We start from the raw sequence: 18,452 nt of genomic DNA, 5'->3' as shown, positions 1-18,452 counted from the left end.
CGTCAGCGGCGCGCCGCGTGGGGCACGCCGGCCACGAGCCCGCCGTCGACGACGAACTCGGCGCCGGTGGAGTAGCTCGACTCGTCGCTCGCGAGGAAGACGACCGTCTGCGAGACCTCCTCCGGGCGCGCGCCGCGGCCGAGCGGGATGAGCAGGTCGCCGGCGTCGATCCCGGCCGTCATCGGCGTGTCGATGAACCCGGGGTGCACGGAGTTGACGCGCACGCCGCGCGGGCCCAGCTCGAGCGCGACCGACTTGGTGAGGCCGCGGACGCCGAACTTGGACGCCACGTAGCCGTGCAGCCCCGCGCTGCCGCGCAGGCCCTCCACCGACGAGATGTTGATGATCGAGCCGGCGCCGGCGTCCGCCATGATCGGCGAGACGGCGCGGATCCCCAGGAACGTGCCCGTGAGGTTGATGTCGATGATCCGGCGCCACGCCTCGGTGTCGAACTCGGTGATCGGGGCGCCGTTCGCGATGCCGGCGTTGTTGACGAGCACGTCGATGCGGCCGAACGCCTCGAGCGTGGCCGCGACGGCGGTCGTCCAGTCGTCCTCGCTGGTGACGTCGAGGTGCACGGAGCGGGCGTTCGCGCCGAGCTCGGCGGCGAGGGCCTCCCCCTTCGCGTCGTCGAGGTCGGCGACGACGACCTTGGCGCCCTCGGCGACGAGCGCGCGGGCGTGCGTGGTGCCCATGCCGCCGGTGCCCCCGGTGACGAGGGCGACCTTGTTGAAGACTCGGTTCCCGGTGCTGACGCCCGTGCTGGCGGTCATGCTGTTCTCCTTCGTGATGCTGCTGAGTGGGTGCACCTGCCCGCCCGGGACGTGGCCGTCCGGGACGGAGGGGACGTCAGGAGGACGGCGTGGTCCACCAGGCGGGCAGGGCGTCGTGGGCGACCCGGGCGAAGAACGCGGGGTCGCGGGGCGGGGGAGCGGAGAGCCAGACCTCCAGCGCTCCGACGGTGCCCAGCCCCACGTACGTGGCGTGCGCGCGGGCGTGGTCGTCGACCTGCGCGGCGGGGGTGCCGGGGTCGAGCGGCATGAGGTCGGGGTGGGCGCGGAGGTGGTCGGTGAGCGTGCTGGTCACGTGGTCGGCGAGCAGCCGCGCGAGCGGCGCGCTGAGGCCGCCGTCGAGCGCCCGCTCGTAGACGGGCAGGTGCGCCTCGACGTGCGCCTGCAGCGCCCCGGTGTACCGGGCCACGACGTGCTCGGCGTCCTCACGGGTGGCGTGCCCGACGACCTCGCGCACGTCGGCGTCGAACCCGGTGCGGATCCGGTCGAGCTCGGCGGCGAGCACGCGGGTCAGCAGCTCGGCGGGGTTGGCCGCGTGGTCGTAGAAGGTGGCCCGGTTGATGCCGGCGCGGGCGGCGACGGCGGACGCGGTGAGGTCCGCGACGTCCTGCTCGGCGGCCAGCTCGAGGACGGCGGTGCGCAGCGCCTCCGCGGTCCGCTCGACCCGCTTGTCCACGCTCCCGCCCCCTCGGCGACCCGGTGGGAGCGGCGCCCCCGACGTCCTCGACGATACGCCCGGGAAACTAGTTAGGCAACAGGTGTCGCCTAAAAGACTTCACCCGGAGGGGCCGGGTGAGCCCGCACCGTGCGACCTAGGCTCGACAGAGCCGCACGCCGCACCGACGAGGGAGAGCGCCATGGCCAGCAGGACCCGAGGCAGCGGGAGGCCCCGCGTGCGGGGCGGGGACGTCGAGCTCAACCCGATCTTCGTCCGGCCGGGCGAGACGAGATCGGTGCCGCGCGACCGGCTGCCGGAGGAGGAGTCCCTGCCGGAGACGGCGTACCAGATCGTCCACGACGAGGCCATGCTCGACGGCAACGCCCGGCTCAACCTCGCCACCTTCGTCGGCACGTGGATGGACGACCACGCCAGCCGCCTCTACCTCGAGGCCGCTGACAAGAACATGGTCGACAAGGACGAGTACCCGGCGACGGCGGCCGTCGAGGTCCGCTGCGCGACGATGCTCGCCGGGCTGTGGCACGCGCCCGACCCGCACGAGGCCGTGGGCACGTCGACCATCGGCTCCTCCGAGGCGTGCATGCTCGCCGGCCTCGCCCTCAAGCGCCGGTGGCAGCACGCCCGCCGCGACGCGGGGAAGCCGGCCGACACCCCCAACCTGGTGATGTCCAGCGCCGTGCAGGTGTGCTGGGAGAAGTTCTGCAACTACTTCGAGGTCGAGCCCCGCTACGTGCCCATCAGCGAGGAGCACCGCGTGCTCGACGGCCACGACCTCGACCAGTACGTGGACGAGAACACCATCGGCGTCGTCGCCATCCTGGGCGTCACGTACACCGGCATGTACGAGCCGGTGACCGAGATCGCCGCCGCGCTCGACCGCATCCAGGCCGCGACGGGCCTCGACGTGAAGGTCCACGTCGACGGCGCGTCCGGGGCGATGGTCGCGCCGTTCGTCCAGCCCGACCTGGTGTGGGACTTCCAGGTGGACCGGGTGGCGTCGATCAACACGTCCGGGCACAAGTACGGCCTCGTGTACCCGGGCCTCGGCTGGGTGGTGTGGCGCGACGCCGAGGCGCTGCCCGAGAGCCTCGTGTTCCGCGTGAGCTATCTGGGCGGCGACATGCCGACCCTCGCGCTCAACTTCTCCCGGCCCGGCGCGCAGGTGCTGCAGCAGTACTACATGTTCCTGCGGCTCGGCCGGGCCGGGTACACCGCGGTGCAGGGCGCGTCCCACGACGTGGCGCGCTACCTCGCCGACGGGGTCGGGAAGATGCCCGCCTTCGAGCTGTGGAACGACGGCTCGGACATCCCGGTCTTCGCGTGGCGGCTACGGGCGGGGCACACGGAGAACTGGAACCTGTACCACCTGTCCGAGCGGCTGCGCACCCGCGGCTGGCTGGTGCCGGCCTACCCGATGCCCGACGACCTCGCCGACGTCACCGTGCAGCGGGTCGTCGTGCGCAACGGGCTGGGGCACGACCTCGCGTCGTCGTTCCTCGTGGACCTGGAGGAGGAGGTCGCCTACCTCGACGCCCTCACCGGGCCGATGCCGACCGAGGGCGTGCGGTCGGGCTTCACCCACTGACCGCCACCGCTGGTCGAGCCTGTCGAGACCCGGTGCATGGTGTCGACAGGCTCAGCCGGCGAAGCGCTCCGACCGCTCATGCACGCGGCCGGCGCCGCGGCCGCCGGCGGCGTCCGCCTCCCAGGTGTAGACCTCCGTGCCGGTGACGAAGACGCGCTCGGCGCGCGAGCCGACGTCCAGCGGGTCGCCCGACCAGACGACGACGTCGCCGTCGAGCCCGGGGGCCAGCGCGCCGACGCGGTCGTCCAGGCCCAGGAAGGACGCCGGGTTCACCGTGAGAGCCTCCAGCGCGACCTGCGGGTCCAGGCCCTCCTTCACCGCGAACGACGCCTGGTGCACGAGGAAGTTGATCGGCACCACCGGGTGGTCGGTCGTGATGGCGACGCGCACGCCCGCCTCGGCGAGCCGGGCCAGGTTCGAGATCGCGCGGTCCCGCAGCTCCACCTTGGAGCGCGACGTGAGCATCGGCCCGAAGATCACCGGCACGTCGCGCTCGGCGAGCACGTCCGCGATCGCGGCGCCGTCGGTGCCGTGGTTGACGACCAGCCGGTAGCCGAACTCGTCGGCCAGGCGCAGGGCCGTGGCGATGTCGTCCGCGCGGTGCGTGTGCTGGTCCCACGCCAGCTCGCCGGCGAGCACGCGGGCGAGCGTCTCCTTGCCGAGGTCGCGCGCGAACGGCTCGCCCTTCGCCGCCGCGGCGTCGCGCTGCGCCGCGTAGTGCTGCGCGTCGAGGAACGCCTGCCGGATGACGGCGGCCACGCCCAGGCGGGTGGACGGCAGCTTCTTCTGCTCGCCGTACACGCGCTTCGGGTTCTCGCCCAGCGCGGACTTCACCGAGACGGCCTCGCTGATCACCTGCTCGTCGACGGTGCGCCCGCCCCACGTCTTGATCGCGACCGTCTGCCCGCCGATCGGGTTGGCCGAGCCCGGCTTCACGACGACCGACGTCACGCCGCCCGCCAGCGCGTCGCGGAAGCCCTCGTCCTCCACGTTGATCGCGTCGAGCGCGCGCAGGTGCGCGCCGTCCGGGCCGGTCTTCTCGTTGGTGTCGTCTCCGGCCCAGCCCTCGGCCTCCTCGTGCACGCCCACGTGCCCGTGCGACTCCACGAAGCCCGGCAGCACCCACCGGCCGCGCGCGTCGACGGTGCGTACGCCGTCCGGCACGACGACGTCGGCGCCCACCTCGGCCACCACGCCGTCGAGCACGAGAACCGTGCCGCCCTCCACCGGGTTGCCGTCCACCGGGACGACGTGGCCGCCCGTGATCGCGACGGACGAGCGGGCGGTGCGGATGGGTGTGGTCGTCATGACCGCCATCTTGCCGCGAGTGGCTACAGTCGGCGCATGCCGACGCGACACCTGCACGTGCTTCGCCACGGCGCCTCGGACCCGTTCGGCGAGCTGACCGAGGAGGGGGAGCGGCAGGCGGAGCTCGCCGGCCGCCGCCTGGCCGCCGTGCCGGTCGACGTCGTCTGGCACTCGCCGCTGCCGCGCGCGGTGCGCACCGCCGAGATCCTGGGGGCGCAGCTGCCCGGCGTCCGCGTGGCGACGGCGTCCGAGCTGATCGACCACGTGCCCCACGTGCCCTGCCCCGTGCCGGCCGCGTGGGCGGGCTTCTTCGACGCCTTCGACACGGCCGAGGCGGCCGAGGGGGAGCGGCTCGCGGCCGCGCTCACCACCAGGTTCGCCCGTGCCGGGGACGTCGAGACCCACGAGGTGCTCGTCACCCACGCGTTCCAGGTCGCCTGGCTCGTGCGCGACGCCCTCGGCGCGCCGCCCGAGAGCTGGCTCCGGCTGCCGTACGCCAACGCCGCGCTCACGACGATCGAGTACCGCGACGACCGCGGCACGTCGCTGGTCGCCGTCAACGACATGGGTCACCTGCCGCCCGAGCTGCGCTGGACCGGCTTCGGCCCGGTCGCGCGGCCCTGAGGTCCCGGACCCTTCACACCGTCGTCGGGACGTTCTCCTCGAGCTCGGCGAGCCAGGCGGCTGCGGACGCGTCGGACGGCATCCGCCAGTCCCCGCGCGGCGACATCGTGCCGCCGGGGGAGACCTTGGGCCCGTTCGGCAGCGCGGAACGCTTGAACTGCGACGAGAAGTAGCGCCGGAAGAAGACGGTCTCCCACCTCCGGATGGTCGCCAGGTCGTAGGCGGAGCGCTCGTCGTGCGGGAAGTGGGGCGGCCACCCGCCGGCGTCGGCGTCGCGCCACGCGTGCCAGGCGAGGAACGCGATCTTGGACGGCCGCAGCCCGTGCCGCAGCGTCCAGAAGAGCGTGAAGTCCTGCAGCGCGTACGGCCCCACCATGGCCTCGGTGGACTGCGGCTTCTCGCCCTCCGCGACGGGCACCAGCTCGGGGGAGATCTCCTGCGCGAGGATCTCGAGCAGCAGGTCGTTGGTCGCGGCCTCGAACGGGCCGGAGTCCGCCACCCAGCGGATGAGGTGCTGGATGAGCGTCTTCGGCACGCCCGTGTTCACCGCGTAGTGCGACATCTGGTCGCCCACGCCGTAGGTGCACCAGCCGAGCGCGAGCTCCGACAGGTCGCCGGTGCCGAGCACGATGCCGCCGCGGTGGTTCGCGAGCCGGAACAGGTAGTCGGTGCGGAGCCCGGCCTGCACGTTCTCGAACGTCACGTCGTAGACCTTCTCGCCGCGCCCGAACGGGTGGTCGAGGTCGCGCAGCATCTGCTCCGCGGCGGGCCGGATGTCCAGCTCCTCGAAGTGCACGCCGAGCGACGTCGCGAGCCGGGTGGCGCGGTCCTTCGTCTCCGACGACGTCGCGAACCCCGGCATCGTGATCGCGTGGATGTCGCTGCGGGGCCGGCCGAGCCGGTCCATCGCGCGGGCCGCGACGATGAGCGCGTGCGTCGAGTCGAGGCCGCCGGAGACGCCGACGACGACCTTCGGCTGCCCGATGGACCGCAGCCGCTGCTCCAGCCCGGCGACCTGGATGCTGTAGGCCTCGTAGCAGTCCTGGGCCAGCCGCTCGGGGTCGTCCGGGACGAACGGGAAGCGGTCCACCGTGCGGCGCAGGCCGACGTCGCCCGCGGGCGGGTCCGCGGTCCAGGTGACGGTGCGGAAGCCCTCGACCCGGGAGCCGAGCGCGCGGCGGTTGTCGTCGAACGACCCCTGCCGCAGCCGTTCCTGGCGCAGCCGGTCGAGGTCGACGTCGGCCACCGCGCGGCGCGGGCCGTCGGGGAAGCGCTCGGTCTCGGCGAGCACGTCGCCCACCTCGTAGACCATGGTCTGGCCGTCCCACGACAGGTCCGTGCTCGACTCGCCCTGCGCGGCGGCGTACGCGTAGGCGGCGAGCCCGCGGTGCGACGCCGAGCGCACCATGAGCCGCCGGTCCTCCGCGCGGGCCACCGTGATGGGGCTCGCGGACAGGTTGAGCAGCACCGTCGCGCCCGCGAGCGCGGCCTCGGCCGAGGGCGGCACCGGCACCCACAGGTCCTCGCACACCTCGGCGTGAACCACGAGCCCCGCGACGTCGGCGGCGGCGAACAGCAGGTCGGGGCCGAACGGCACGGGCCCGTCCGCGAACGGGAGCGTGACGGTGGCGCCGCGCCGGTCGTCGCCGGGCGCGAACCAGCGCTTCTCGTAGAACTCGCGGTAGTTCGGCAGGTACGACTTCGGCGCGACGCCCAGCACGCGGCCGCCCTGCACGACGACGGCGCAGTTCAGAAGCCGGTTCCCGACCTCGAGCGGGGCGCCGACCACGAGCAGCGGGCGCAGGTCGGCGCTCGCCTCGACGATCGTCGCGAGCGCGTCGGACGTCGCCTCGAGCAGGGTGTCGGCGAGGTGCAGGTCGTCGATGGCGTACCCCGACACGCACAGCTCGGGGAAGACGGCCACGGCCACGGCGTCGTCGTGGCACGCGCGCGCCTCGGCGAGGATCGCGGCGGCGTTCGCGCGAGGGTCGGCGACGGTGACGGGCACGGTGCAGGCGGCCACCCGGGCGAACCCGTGGGCGTACGCGGAGGAGAAGTCCACCCCCCGAGTGTAGGAAGAGGTTCCCGGTCGGGGGCGGTACACGCGGCGGCGGGCTCGCTATCGTCGGGCCGTGCACCCGAAGCCCGCGCGCCGTCGTCGCGCCCTCGTCGTCCTGCTCGCGGCCCTGCTGGGCCCGGCGCTCGGCCTCGCGGTCGCGCAGCCCGCCAGCGCCCACGACCGCCTGGTCTCGTCCGACCCGAAGGACGGCGCCCGGCTCGACGACGCGCCGTCGGCGATCACGCTCGTGTTCAGCGCCGAGGTGCTGGAGGCCGGTGCGCAGGTGGCCGTCACCACGCCCGACGGCACGGTCCCCGCCGAGGTGAGCGTCGACGGCGACGAGGCCATCGCGGCCCTTCCCGCCGACCTGCCCGGCGGGGCGTGGGAGGTCTCGTGGCGGGTCGTCTCCTCCGACGGCCACCCCATCGAGGGCGAGCTGGCCTACACCGTCGCGGGCGCCGCGCCGTCGCCCACGACCGCCACGCCGACCCCGACGTCCGACCCGACGCCGTCCGAGGCCGCCCCGAGCCCGTCGCCGTCCGCCGCGACGGGTCACGAGCACGGCGGCGGCACCCCGGGCGTGGACCTCGGCGCCGACGGGGAGGCCGGGTGGGCGACGGCGTGGCTGTTCCCCGTGGCCGTGCTGGCCGCGGTGGGCGTCGCGGCGGCCGTCGTGCTGCGGGTGCGGCGCCGCGACGCGGACGCCCCGGACGGCTCGGACGGCTCGGACGGCTCGGACGGCTCGGACGACGCCGACGGCCCCACCGGCCCCGCCGGACCGGGCGCCTGAGGTCGCCTTCGAGCACGTGATCTGTCCCGCCATGACGGTCGATAGCGGGACAGATCCCGTGCTCGAAGGGTGGGACAGGCCATGTGTCCGGCACGCCACGCGCGCAAAAGTCGCAGGAATCCGCGGATGTTCCCTAGTGTGTTCCCCGTCCGCCCGGCGAGTGCCGGGCAGGATCACGAACGTGACGACGCGCGGGTCGCGTGCGTCGTGAACCGGAGAAGGGATGCACATGTCGCTGAACAAGTCCGAGCTGGTCTCGGCCATCGCCGGCAAGGCAGAGCTCACCAAGGCGGAGGCGGAGAAGTTCGTCAACGCCTTCCAGGAGGTGCTCGAGGAGTCGCTCGCCAAGGGCGAGGCCGTCAAGGTCACGGGTCTGCTCTCGGTCGAGCGCGTGGAGCGCGCGGCCCGTACCGGTCGCAACCCGCGCACCGGCGAGGAGATCCAGATCCCGGCCGGCTTCGGTGTGAAGATCAGCGCCGGCTCGCTGCTGAAGAAGGCCGTCGCCAAGTGATCCCTCGCTGACCGGCGCGCTCGTCGCGCCGCGTCAGCACCCCGGAGGCCCGCCGCTCGCCCTGTCGCGAGCTGCGGGCCTCCGGCGCGTCCGGGGTGTTTCGCGCGGTCCGGCGGGCGGTCCGTCGGGCGGTGGCGTCTCGATCGACTCCGTCGGCGTCCTGGTCGGCCCCGGGCGGGACGGCGGTTGTTGCGACGAGCATGACGACGAACCCGATCGACACCGCCGCGACCACCGCGGCGGCGACCACGACGACGACGGCCACGACGACGACGGCCACGACGACGGCCGCGCCCCGCCCGCTGTCGCCCCGGCGCGCGTGGCTCGCGCTCGCCACGATGTTCCTCGGCAGCTTCTCGCTGGTCACCGCGGAGTTCCTGCCGCCCGGGGTCCTGACGCCGGTGGCCCAGGACCTGGGGGTCTCGGAGGGCGTCGTGGGCCTCTCCGTGAGCGTCACGGCCCTGACGGCGCTGCTCACCGCGCTGGGGCTCAGCTCCCTCTTCCCCCGCACCGACCGCCGCACGCTCCTGGTGGTGCTCGCCCTGGGCGCCGTCGTCTCCAACGTGCTGGTCGCGGTGGCGCCGAGCATCGGCGTGCTCATGGCGGCCCGCCTGCTGCTCGGCGCGGCGCTCGGCGGCTACTGGTCGATGTCGCTGGTCATCGCGGCGCAGCTCGTCCCGGCCGACCGGGTGGGCCGGGCGATGATGGTCGTGAACGCCGGGACGACGGTCGCGACCGTCGCCGGCGTGCCGCTCGGCGTGGTGATCAGCGCGGCGGCCGGCTGGCGGGTCGTGTTCGCGGCGGCGGCGGTCGCCACCGTCGTGACGGCGGTCGCGATGCGCGTGGCGCTGCCGCGGGTGGCCCCCACGCCGGGCATCGGCTGGTCGGCGACGGGGCGGGCCCTGCGGTCGCCGGGCGTCGCGCTCGGGCTGGTGAGCATCGTGGCCGTGATCGGCGGGCACTTCGTGGGCTTCACGTACGTGCGGCCGGCCCTGGCGCTCCTGCCCGGGTCGGACGTCGGGACGATCGCCGTGCTGCTCGCGATGTTCGGCGTCGGCGGGCTGGTCGGCAACTTCGCGATCGGCGCGGTCGTGGACCGGCACCTGTCCGTGCTGCTGCTCGCCGTCCCGGTCGCGATCGGCGCGAGCGTCGCCGCCGTCGGGCTCGCCGCCGCGTTCCCCGCGCTCGCGTACCCCGCGGTGGTGCTGTGGGGCGCCGCGTTCGGGGGCGTGCTCAACGTGGTGCAGGTGTGGATCACGCGGATCATGCCCGACCAGGTCGAGGCCGGCAGCGGACTGGTCGTGGCGGCGTTCCAGACCGCGATCATCCTCGGCTCGGCCGTGGGCGGCCTGGGCGTCGAGACGATCGGCGTCCCGTGGGCCTACCTCGTGGCCGCCGTCGTCGCGGTGGCGGGCGGCGTCCTCGTGCGCAGCACGCTGTCGCGACGGTACTCGGACGGCGTCGCGCCCGTGTGACGCCGGAAGGCGCGGCCGAACGCCGTGTCCGACCCGTAGCCCAGGCGGCGGGCGATCGTCGCGACCGGGAGGTCGCCCGCCGTCAGGAGGCAGCGCGCGTGCGCCACCCGCACCTGGGCGAGGTAGCGGCCGGGCGTCTGGCCCGTGGCGGCGCGGAACCGGGCGGCGAAGCCCGACCGGGACGCGAGCGCCGTGCGGGCCAGGTCGTCCACGGTCCACTCGCGGCCGGGGTCGGAGTGGATCGCCGCGACGGCGCTCGCCAGGCCCGGGTCCTCCCGCTGCATCAGCCAGCGGGCGGGGGCGCAGCCGCGGGCGTACCAGGCGCTGATCGCCATCGTCGCGACGAGCGTGACGACGCGGTCGCCCAGGACGCTGCGCGGGGCGCGGTACTCCTCCACCACCGCCCGCAGCATGGTCGCGGCCGTGGGCTCGCGCTGCGGGAACTCGGTGAGCAGCACGTGGGCGGGCAGCACGCCCCGCCCCGTGTCCGCCCCGGTCGGCGCCACCTGCACGCACTGCACGGCCGCGTCCGAGAGCGCGTGCACCTCGAACCGGGGGCCGTGGGGCAGGAACAGGAAGTCGCCGGGGGCGAGGTCGGCGACGTCGCCCACGCCGCGCACCCGCACCAGGCCGTCGGTGACCGTGAGCAGGGCGGCGTCGCCGGTCGCGTGCTCCACCCACTCGCCGGCCGCGAGCGCGTGCCGCGCCCGGGCCACGAACCGCCACTGCAGCCCGGCGAGCACGCGGTCGAGCTCCTCGGCGGCGGCGGAGGCCGACGTGGTGCCGGGGTCGTCGAGATCGACGCCGCACGACGGCGTGGTCAGGTCCACCGCTGTCATCGCACCTCCCGGGGGCACGACGGCCGGAGCGTCCGGCGGGGCCCTCGAGGAGGATGCCACGCCCGGGGCCGGCACGCGCGGCCGTCCCGCGCCGCCGCGGGGCCGGTCGGCGGGGCTGGCGCGGCGGGTCCGCCGCTAGGCTCCGGAGGATGCGTCCCGACGACCTGACGAACGTTCTCGACCCGTCGACGTCGCAGCTCGCGCTGATGAGGGCCACGGAGCGACTCGTCGCGCGCTACGGGCTCGTGGGCGCGAGCTCGCGGGCGATCGTGCGGGAGGCGGGCCACCGGAACAACTCCGCGGTCACGTACCACTTCGGCTCGCGGCAGGTGATGCTGGACGCGCTCTACCACTGGCGCAGCAAGCCGATCAACGACCACCGGGCCCGCATGGTGGCCGAGCTCGTGGCCGGCGGCCGGGAGCGGGACCCGGAGGCGCTCGCGCGGGCCTACGTGGTGCCGTTCGTGACGGCCGTCGGGGGGATGCGCCCGAGCGCGTGGGCGCGGTACACGCAGGCCGTCCTGCAGCACCGGCCGCTGGTCTTCATGGAATGGGTGCGGCGCGACGTGAAGCGGTACGAGGGCATCGAGGTCCCGGTGGCCCACACCCTCGACCTGCTGGACATGATGCGCGCGGTCGCGTGCGACGGCGTCGAGCCCCTGGCCGGGCTACGGGTCGCGATGGCCTCCCGCGCGGTGGTCGCGACCATGGCCGCGTGGGAGGAGGACGACGAGCGGGGCGACCTGGACGCCCCGCCGCTCGGTGTCGTCTCGGATCAGATGGTGCGGGCGATGGTCGGGGCGCTCACCGCCTGACTCACCTCCGGGCCGGACGGCGCGACGCCCGGAGCAGCACCCCGCCGGCCGCGAGCAGGACCAGCGCGCCCAGCGCCACCGACCCCACGGTCGCGCCGGTCTGCGGCAGCGTGCCGGGTGCCGCGGTGCCGCCCGAGGTCCCCGGTGTCGTCCCGGTCCCGGTCCCGTCACCCGGTCCGCCCGGTCCGCCCGAGGCGCCCGGCACCCCGGGTGTGCCCGGCGTGGCGGTGGGGGACGGGGTGGCGGAGGGGGTCGGGCTCGGCGCCGGCGCCGCGCCGTCCGCCGCGAGCACGAAGTCGAGCCCGGTCACGCCGGCGTCGGTGACCTCGAACGCCCGCGACGCCTCGCCGTCGACGACGAAGCCGTCCGGCGCCGTCACGGTGGCGGTGTACCCGCCGGCGGGCAGGTCGGCGGTCCACGTGCCGTCGTCGCCGGTGGTGACCGTCGCGACCGGCTCCCCGTCGGCGTCCGTGACGGCCACCTCGGCGCCGGGGACGGGTGCGCCGTCGGCGTCGGTCACCGTGCCGCCCGCGGGGTACGTCGCCGGCTCGACCGGCTCCTGCGTCACGACGAAGTCCTCGGCGAGGAAGCTCTCCCCCGCGGGGGAGACGGTGACCGTCCGCTCGACGTCGTCGGCGGTGTAGCCGTCGGGCACGGTCAGGGTGATGGTGTGCACGCCCGTCCCCAGACCGCCGAGGAAGTACACCCCCTCCGCGTCGGTGGAGAGCACGACCGGGTCGCCGTCCGGGCCCTGCACCGTGACGGTCGCGCCCGGGACGGGGTCGCCCTCGTCGTCCGTCACCGTGCCGCCGACGGCTCCCTCGGCCGCGAGGGCGAAGTCGACGTCCGTGACGTCGTCGGTCCCCACCGTCACGGTCTGCTCGGCCGGACCGTCGACGGCGTAGCCGTCCGGGGCCTCGACGCTCACGGTGTGGTCGCCCGGCGCCACGTCGTCGAACGTGTAGGTGCCGTCCGCGGCAGTGGTCGTGCTCCGGTCGCCGAGCGTCACGACGACCCCCGCCACGGGGTCCCCGCCCGCCGTGACCGTGCCGGAGACGGACGCGGGCCCCTGGAGCACGAAGTCGTTGCCGGTGCTGGCGTCCTCCTGGCCCACGTCGACGGTGATGTCCGGCGGGGTCTGGGTGACGGTGTAGCCGTCGGGGACGTCGCTCAGCGTGAACGCGTACTCCTGGGGCGCGCCCCCGTCCACGTCCCAGCTCACGCCGTCCACCACATACCGCCCCTGCGAGTTGGTGACCGCCGTGAACGGGGCGCCGCCGCCCACCGGGGCGAGCGTCACGGTGACGCCGGGCACCGGGGTGCCGTCGTCGTCGAGCACGGTGCCGCTCACCGCGATGGGCTCGACGTCCCGGACGGCGAAGTCGGCGACGCCGTCGGTGGCGCTGAGGTCGACGCCGCCCACGACGGAGGGCCCGTCGGCGACGAGGCCGAACGGGTGCGCGTCGGACGGGCCGGGCAGGCCGGTCAGCTCCACCCGGTAGCCGGGGGCGGCGGTGTAGGCCTCGAACGCGTAGGTGCCGTCCGCCCCCGAGGTCGTGGTGGCGAGGGCGGTGCCGTCCGGCCCGAGGAGCGTGAGCGTCGCGCCCTCCAGCGGGCCGCCGTCGTCGAGCGCGACCGTGCCGGTGACGTCGCGCGCGAGCGACGCGAACCACGTCTGGTACACGGGGAAGCCCGAGCGCCAGGAGAACACGATCGTGAGGCTCGTGACCGGCACGGTGGGCTGGAACCAGCCGCTCGCACCGTTGGTGTCGGTGGCCGTCGGGTTGCCCGTGAGCGTGCCGGTGGCCGGGTCCCAGGTGGGGACGTCGGTGTCGGTGCACGACGGGGTGCCCGCGCCCTGGCAGTAGTTGAAGGCGCCCTGCCAGCCGAGCTCCTCGGCGCTGAGCGGCTGGCCGTCCTCGCCGAGCGCGCTGATCACGGCGCTGTCGGCGTCGATGTCCCCGAGCACGAACGCCCAGCCGCCGGCCGGGGTCGGGCGGTCGAAGGCGTAGGTGGTGGTGGACGGCGCCGTCGCGCGGTCGGCCTGCGGGCGCAGGTTGACGTACGGCTGGTTGCGGCTGGACCCGTACTCCGCACCGGGCGGGGTCGAGGCCGCCAGCCACGACGACGTCCCGGGGAACACGCCGACGCTGCCGGCGCGCGAGCTCGAGGTCATGGTCGCGGCGGGGAACCCGCCCGCGGGCAGCTGCATGGTCGTCGACCAGCTCCCGGCGCCGCCCGACAACGGGTCCCACTCCGCCCAGCCGGCGGTGGTCGCCGCGGCGGCCGTCGTGGTGGTCGTCGCGGCCGGCACCACCACGGCGGTGAGCGCGACGAGCGCGGCCGTCGCGAGGCCGCCGAGCATCCCCCTGGCACGGTTCACCGGCTCAGGCTATGAGACACGTTTCTCAGGCGCGCGGCGGCGTGAGGTTCCTCAGAGGTCGCCGGTGCGCTCCAGGCGCCGCATCGCCACCCAGCCGATCGGCACGCGGGCCCAGTAGGTGACGACGCGGTAGAGCATGGTCACCGAGAAGGCGAGGGACGCGGGGATGCCGGCCGCGGTGAGGCCGGCGATGAGCGCGCCCTCGACGCCGCCCAGGCCGCCGGGGGTCGGCACCAGGGCGCCGACGGAGTTGCCGACCAGGTAGATCACGGCGACGTCGATGAGGTTGAGCGACTGGCCGAAGGCCTCGAGCGCCGCGTCGAACGCCAGCACGTAGCCGAGCGTCATGATGACGTTGCCGCCGAGGCCGAGCGCCAGGCGGCCGGGCTGGCCGAGCATCTGCGAGAGCCGCGGCCACACCTGCTCCAGCGTGGGACGGGCCTTCTCCCACGCCCAGCGCCGCACGGCGGGCACCAGCAGGGTCGCGACGACGGCGACGCCGACGCCCGAGATGGCGAGCAGCACGGTGGTGGACGGCAGCTCGATGAGCCCGCCCGAGCCGGTCGACACCGACAGCACGACGAGCAGCAGCACGGTGACGACGAACTGCGACAGCTGCACCAGCGCCACCGTCGCCAGTGCCATCGGGGTGGCCACGCCCCGGCGGGTGAGCATCCGCAGGTTCAGGGCCGCGGGGCCGATGCCGGCGGGGGCGGCGAGCGAGACGAACGACCCCGCCATCTGCGTGAGCGTCGCGCGCCACAGGGGAAGCTTCTCCGGGGAGAACGCCGTGAACGTCAGCGCCGCGCCGAACCACGTGATCGCGCCGAAGGCGAAGGAGGCCGCGACCCACCACGGGTTCGCCTCCGCGATGGCCGAGGCGATCTCCTCGAAGTTCATCGTCGTGACGATCACCGTGACGGCGACGATCGTCAGCGTCAGCATGATGATCGTGCGCGCGCCGAAGCGGGTGATGTTCTGCGGCTGCACGTCGGCCTGCGGCAGGCGCTCGACGAGCGCGTCGCGCAGCTCGTCCAGCAGGCCCTTGGCCTTGCGGACCTCCTCGCGCGTCGGGCCGGGCAGCGCGATGGACTGCAGCAGCGGCCCGATGGCGGCGATGTCCTCGTCCGGCAGCGCGCGCACCGCGGAGGCGAGCGCGCGGCGCGCCCCGACGCGCAGCGCGAGCAGCGCGAGCATCTGGGTGAGGTCGAGGCGCCGGGAGAGCGTGCCCGACGCGATCTCGCCCTGCTCCCAGCCGGTGAGCCACACGTGCGGCCGGCCGGCGGCGTCGTGGTGCACGAGCATCACGTCGGGCGTCAGGAAGTGGTGGGTGAGGCCGGCGTCGTGGGCGCGCCGCAGCTGCTCCCACGCCTCCGCGAGCACTGCGTCGCCGCGCTCGCCCTCGAGGTCGTCGGCGTCGAGGTCGCGCAGGGAGACGGCGCCGCGCGCGTGCTCCTGCACCAGCACCACGGAGTCGTCCGCGACGCCGATGCCCTCGAGCCGCGGGGTGCGCACGCCGGCGGCGGACGCCGCGTACGCGAGGAGGGCGGTGCGCTCGGCCGCCGCCCGCAGCGAGATGGCGGCCCGGCCCTCGAGCCCGCGCAGCCGCAGCGTGCGCCACAGCCGCTGCACGGTGGTCATCACCTGGCGGTCGCCGTCGAGCACGACGACGTCGCGGCGGGGGCCGTCGTCGTCCGTGAACAGCGCGTACACGCGGTTGTCGCCCGACCGGACGATCGCCACGGCCGCCGCGTCGGCGGTCGTGGGGTCGGGCGGCAGGGCGTCCTCCTCGTCCGGGAGCGAGTCGACGACGTCGCCGTCGGCGTCGTAGGCCGCGACCGGGTCCTCGGGCACGGCGGGCGCGCCGTCCGCGTCCTCGGCCTCGTCGACGACGGCGGAGACGTCGCGCACCCGCACCAGCGCCGCCGGGTGGAAGCCCGCCCGCCGCACCGCCGCCACGAGGTCCGCGCCGTACGCGCGCTCGCTGCGCACGCCGGACACGTACTGCACGGACTGGCCGGCGAGCCGGCCGAGCAGGAGGGCGACCAGCACGCCCGGAAGCGACACCTGCCCGGTGATGAGCACGATGAACAGGGCGAGGTAGAGCACGTTCCACGACCAGCGCACCGTGCGTCGGCGGGTGCGGGGACCGGCCGTGGTGAGCAGGCCGGCGATGGCGGCGACGTAGCTGGGGATCGTGAGCTGCCACTCGCCGTCGCGGAAGACGGACAGCCCGCGCACCAGCTCGTCGCTGCCGAGCTCCGAGATCGCCAGGGCGGCGACGACGCCCAGCACGAGGCCGAGCGCGGCGGCGCAGATCGACTCCACCACCTGCCGGCCGAGGCGCCGCCAGCCGAGCTCGACGAGCACGGCGGCGGGCACGAACAGGGTGATGAGGCCCTCGAGGACCGCGACCGGGATGAACAGGATGCGGGCCAGGAGGGTGCTGAAGTTCTGGACGTCCTGGGTGACGCCCTCCGTGGTGGCGTGGGCGACCACGGACAGCACCAGCACGAGCGCCACCCCGAGCGCGCTGACCACCATGCCGAGCATGTCGGAGGGGTGCCGCACCCGGGCCTCGGGGGTGTCGACGACGCGCACGAGATCGGTGGCCCTGCCCTGGTCAGAGGTGTCGCCGCGGAGCAGCGCCTGCAGCGGGCCGGTGGGTGGTGCGGGGTCGGCGGCCGGGTTCCGGTGCGTCGGCTCCTCGGTGGGACCCGCGGTGCTCGCTCCGGACATGCCGGAAAGTCTAGGTGCTACCGGCCCTCACGGCCTGTGACACGGGGCGGAGAGCAGTGGTAGGTTCCCGGACCACGATGCGATCGCCGGCCCGGGTGTGACCCACGCCCGTGACCGCGGCGACACACCGGTGTGCTAGAAACCCGCATCGTGACGAGCCCACGGCCACCAGCCGGGGGCCGGCCTGGACGAAGGGGACCTTGACCATGAGTGCCATCAGAGGCTCGCGCCGCCTGCTCGCAGGCGCCGCAGGAACGGCAGCGCTGGCGCTGGTGCTGACCGCGTGCGGCGGCGGCTCCGGCGAGAGCGGCGACGGGGGCGGCGGCGGCAGCGCCGACTCGGTGATCGTCGGTACCACGGACAAGGTGACGTCCCTCGACCCGGCGGGCTCGTACGACAACGGGTCGTTCGCCGTGATGAACCAGATCTACCCGTTCCTCATGAACACCCCGTACGGCAGCCCGGACGTGCAGCCGGACATCGCGGAGTCGGCGGAGTTCACGTCGCCCACGGAGTACACGGTGAGGCTCAAGCCGGGCCTGAAGTGGGCCAACGGCAACGACCTCACCTCCTCGGACGTGAAGTTCACCTTCGACCGCCAGCTGAAGATCGCGGACGAGAACGGCCCGTCGTCGCTGCTGTACAACCTGGACTCGGTGGCGACGCCCGACGACACCACCGTCGTGTTCACGCTGAAGAGCAAGGACGACCAGATCTTCCCGCAGATCCTGTCGTCGCCCGTGGGCCCGATCGTCGACGAGGACGTCTTCTCGGCCGACGCGGTGACCGACGACCAGGCGATCGTGGACGGCAAGGCCTTCGCCGGCCAGTACTCGATCACCAGCTACAAGGCCAACGAGCTCATCAGCTACGAGGCGTACGACGGCTACCAGGGCGTCCTCGGCGAGGCGAAGACGCCGAAGATCGCCGCCAAGTACTTCACCGACGCCTCCAACCTCAAGCTCGAGGTGCAGGACGGCTCCGTCGACGTGGCGTTCCGCTCGCTGTCGCCCACCGACATCGAGGACCTCCGCGGCGACGACAAGGTCAAGGTCGTGGACGGCCCCGGCGGCGAGATCCGCTACATCACGTTCAACTTCAACACCCAGCCGTACGGCGAGAAGCAGCCCGACGCCGACCCGGCGAAGGCGACCGCGGTGCGTCAGTCGGTGGCCGACCTCATCGACCGCGAGGCGCTGGCCGACCAGGTCTACAAGGGCACCTACACCCCGCTGTACTCCTTCGTGCCCGACGGCCTGACCGGCGCCACGGAGCCGCTCAAGGAGATGTACGGCGACGGCCAGGGCGGCCCCGACGCCGACAAGGCGAAGAAGACGCTCGAGGACGCGGGCGTCACCACCCCCGTCGACCTGAACCTGCAGTACTCGAACGACCACTACGGCCCGTCGTCGGGCGACGAGTACGCGCTCATCAAGGACCAGCTCGAGGAGAGCGGCCTCTTCAAGGTCAACCTGCAGACCACGGAGTGGGTGCAGTACTCGAAGGACCGCACCGCCGACGTCTACCCGGCCTACCAGCTCGGCTGGTTCCCGGACTACTCCGACGCGGACAACTACCTCACGCCGTTCTTCCTCAAGGAGAACTTCCTGGGCAACCACTACGTGAACCAGGACGTGGAGGACATGATCCTCCAGCAGGCCGTCACGGCCGACGAGAAGAAGCGCACGGACCTGCTGGGCCAGATCCAGGAGGCCGAGGCCAAGGACCTGTCGACCGTCCCGTACCTGCAGGGTGCGCAGGTCGCGGTCGTGGGCTCCGACGTCACGGGCACCGAGGACACGCTCGACGCGTCGTTCAAGTTCCGCTACGGCGCTCTGGCCAAGGGCTGAGAGA

14 protein-coding genes are annotated in these 18,452 nt (G+C 74.1%); 7 read left to right on the top strand and 7 right to left on the bottom strand.

Annotated features, from left to right (window positions below):
- Positions 1-2 precede the first annotated feature (2 nt).
- The gene (locus tag ACQFYA_RS19455) at positions 3-773 is read right to left on the bottom strand and encodes a glucose 1-dehydrogenase (RefSeq protein ID WP_499126892.1); all 771 of its coding nucleotides are present in this window, start codon (positions 771-773) and stop codon (positions 3-5) included.
- A 76-nt stretch (positions 774-849) separates the two neighbouring features.
- Positions 850-1,467: a TetR/AcrR family transcriptional regulator gene (locus ACQFYA_RS19450; RefSeq protein ID WP_499126891.1), complete on the bottom strand. Its 618-nt coding sequence runs from the start codon at positions 1,465-1,467 to the stop codon at positions 850-852.
- A 181-nt stretch (positions 1,468-1,648) separates the two neighbouring features.
- Here ACQFYA_RS19450 and gad point away from each other — a divergent pair, with 181 nt between their 5' ends.
- A complete protein-coding gene (gene gad, locus ACQFYA_RS19445) occupies positions 1,649-3,055 on the top strand; it encodes a glutamate decarboxylase (RefSeq protein ID WP_499126889.1) in 1,407 nt (468 codons plus the stop codon).
- A gap of 51 nt (positions 3,056-3,106) precedes the next feature.
- Here gad and ACQFYA_RS19440 read toward each other — a convergent pair whose 3' ends face one another.
- Positions 3,107-4,363, bottom strand: a complete 1,257-nt coding sequence (locus ACQFYA_RS19440) for an amidohydrolase (protein ID WP_499126888.1) — start codon at positions 4,361-4,363, stop codon at positions 3,107-3,109.
- Positions 4,364-4,399: 36 nt separating this feature from the next.
- Between ACQFYA_RS19440 and ACQFYA_RS19435 the strand changes: the two genes are divergently transcribed.
- On the top strand, positions 4,400-4,987 hold the full coding sequence (locus ACQFYA_RS19435; RefSeq protein ID WP_499126886.1) for a histidine phosphatase family protein: 588 nt from the start codon (positions 4,400-4,402) through the stop codon (positions 4,985-4,987).
- Between the two features lie 13 nt (positions 4,988-5,000).
- Here ACQFYA_RS19435 and ACQFYA_RS19430 read toward each other — a convergent pair whose 3' ends face one another.
- Positions 5,001-7,049 carry an NAD(+) synthase gene (locus tag ACQFYA_RS19430; RefSeq protein ID WP_499126884.1) on the bottom strand — a complete coding sequence of 683 codons (2,049 nt, stop codon included), beginning with the start codon at positions 7,047-7,049 and terminating at the stop codon, positions 5,001-5,003.
- 70 nt (positions 7,050-7,119) lie between these two features.
- Here ACQFYA_RS19430 and ACQFYA_RS19425 point away from each other — a divergent pair, with 70 nt between their 5' ends.
- The 3 genes from ACQFYA_RS19425 to ACQFYA_RS19415 all read left to right on the top strand — a co-directional run bounded on the left by ACQFYA_RS19425 (position 7,120) and on the right by ACQFYA_RS19415 (position 9,822).
- Positions 7,120-7,836, top strand: a complete 717-nt coding sequence (locus tag ACQFYA_RS19425) for a copper resistance CopC family protein (protein ID WP_499126883.1) — start codon at positions 7,120-7,122, stop codon at positions 7,834-7,836.
- 229 nt (positions 7,837-8,065) lie between these two features.
- Entirely contained in the window at positions 8,066-8,347 is a 282-nt protein-coding gene (locus tag ACQFYA_RS19420) for an HU family DNA-binding protein (RefSeq protein ID WP_499127620.1), read from the top strand.
- A gap of 200 nt (positions 8,348-8,547) precedes the next feature.
- A complete protein-coding gene (locus ACQFYA_RS19415) occupies positions 8,548-9,822 on the top strand; it encodes an MFS transporter (protein WP_499126881.1) in 1,275 nt (424 codons plus the stop codon).
- On the opposite strand, the gene ACQFYA_RS19410 is transcribed toward ACQFYA_RS19415, so the two are convergent.
- The gene (locus tag ACQFYA_RS19410) at positions 9,729-10,661 is read right to left on the bottom strand and encodes a helix-turn-helix domain-containing protein (RefSeq protein WP_499126879.1); all 933 of its coding nucleotides are present in this window, start codon (positions 10,659-10,661) and stop codon (positions 9,729-9,731) included. The genes ACQFYA_RS19415 and ACQFYA_RS19410 overlap by 94 nt on opposite strands.
- A gap of 149 nt (positions 10,662-10,810) precedes the next feature.
- Here ACQFYA_RS19410 and ACQFYA_RS19405 point away from each other — a divergent pair, with 149 nt between their 5' ends.
- Positions 10,811-11,476 carry a TetR/AcrR family transcriptional regulator gene (locus ACQFYA_RS19405; protein ID WP_499126877.1) on the top strand — a complete coding sequence of 222 codons (666 nt, stop codon included), beginning with the start codon at positions 10,811-10,813 and terminating at the stop codon, positions 11,474-11,476.
- Between the two features lies 1 nt (position 11,477).
- Here the strand turns inward: ACQFYA_RS19405 and ACQFYA_RS19400 are convergent, their stop codons facing one another.
- Together ACQFYA_RS19400 and ACQFYA_RS19395 are read right to left on the bottom strand one after the other, a co-directional pair.
- Complete coding sequence (locus ACQFYA_RS19400) at positions 11,478-13,859, bottom strand: MSCRAMM family protein (protein ID WP_499126875.1); 2,382 nt, start codon at positions 13,857-13,859, stop codon at positions 11,478-11,480.
- 51 nt (positions 13,860-13,910) lie between these two features.
- Positions 13,911-16,598: a flippase-like domain-containing protein gene (locus ACQFYA_RS19395; RefSeq protein ID WP_499126873.1), complete on the bottom strand. Its 2,688-nt coding sequence runs from the start codon at positions 16,596-16,598 to the stop codon at positions 13,911-13,913.
- 206 nt (positions 16,599-16,804) lie between these two features.
- Between ACQFYA_RS19395 and ACQFYA_RS19390 the strand changes: the two genes are divergently transcribed.
- Positions 16,805-18,448, top strand: coding sequence for an ABC transporter substrate-binding protein (locus tag ACQFYA_RS19390; RefSeq protein WP_499126871.1), 1,644 nt, complete (start codon positions 16,805-16,807; stop codon positions 18,446-18,448).
- The last annotated feature ends 4 nt before the right edge of the window (positions 18,449-18,452 follow it).

It is taken from the genome of Promicromonospora sp. Marseille-Q5078 (assembly GCF_050315395.1).
Taxonomy (GTDB): domain Bacteria; phylum Actinomycetota; class Actinomycetes; order Actinomycetales; family Cellulomonadaceae; genus Isoptericola.
The sequence above is the reverse complement of the archived record's forward strand: the minus strand, read 5'-3'. Positions and strand labels throughout refer to the sequence as shown.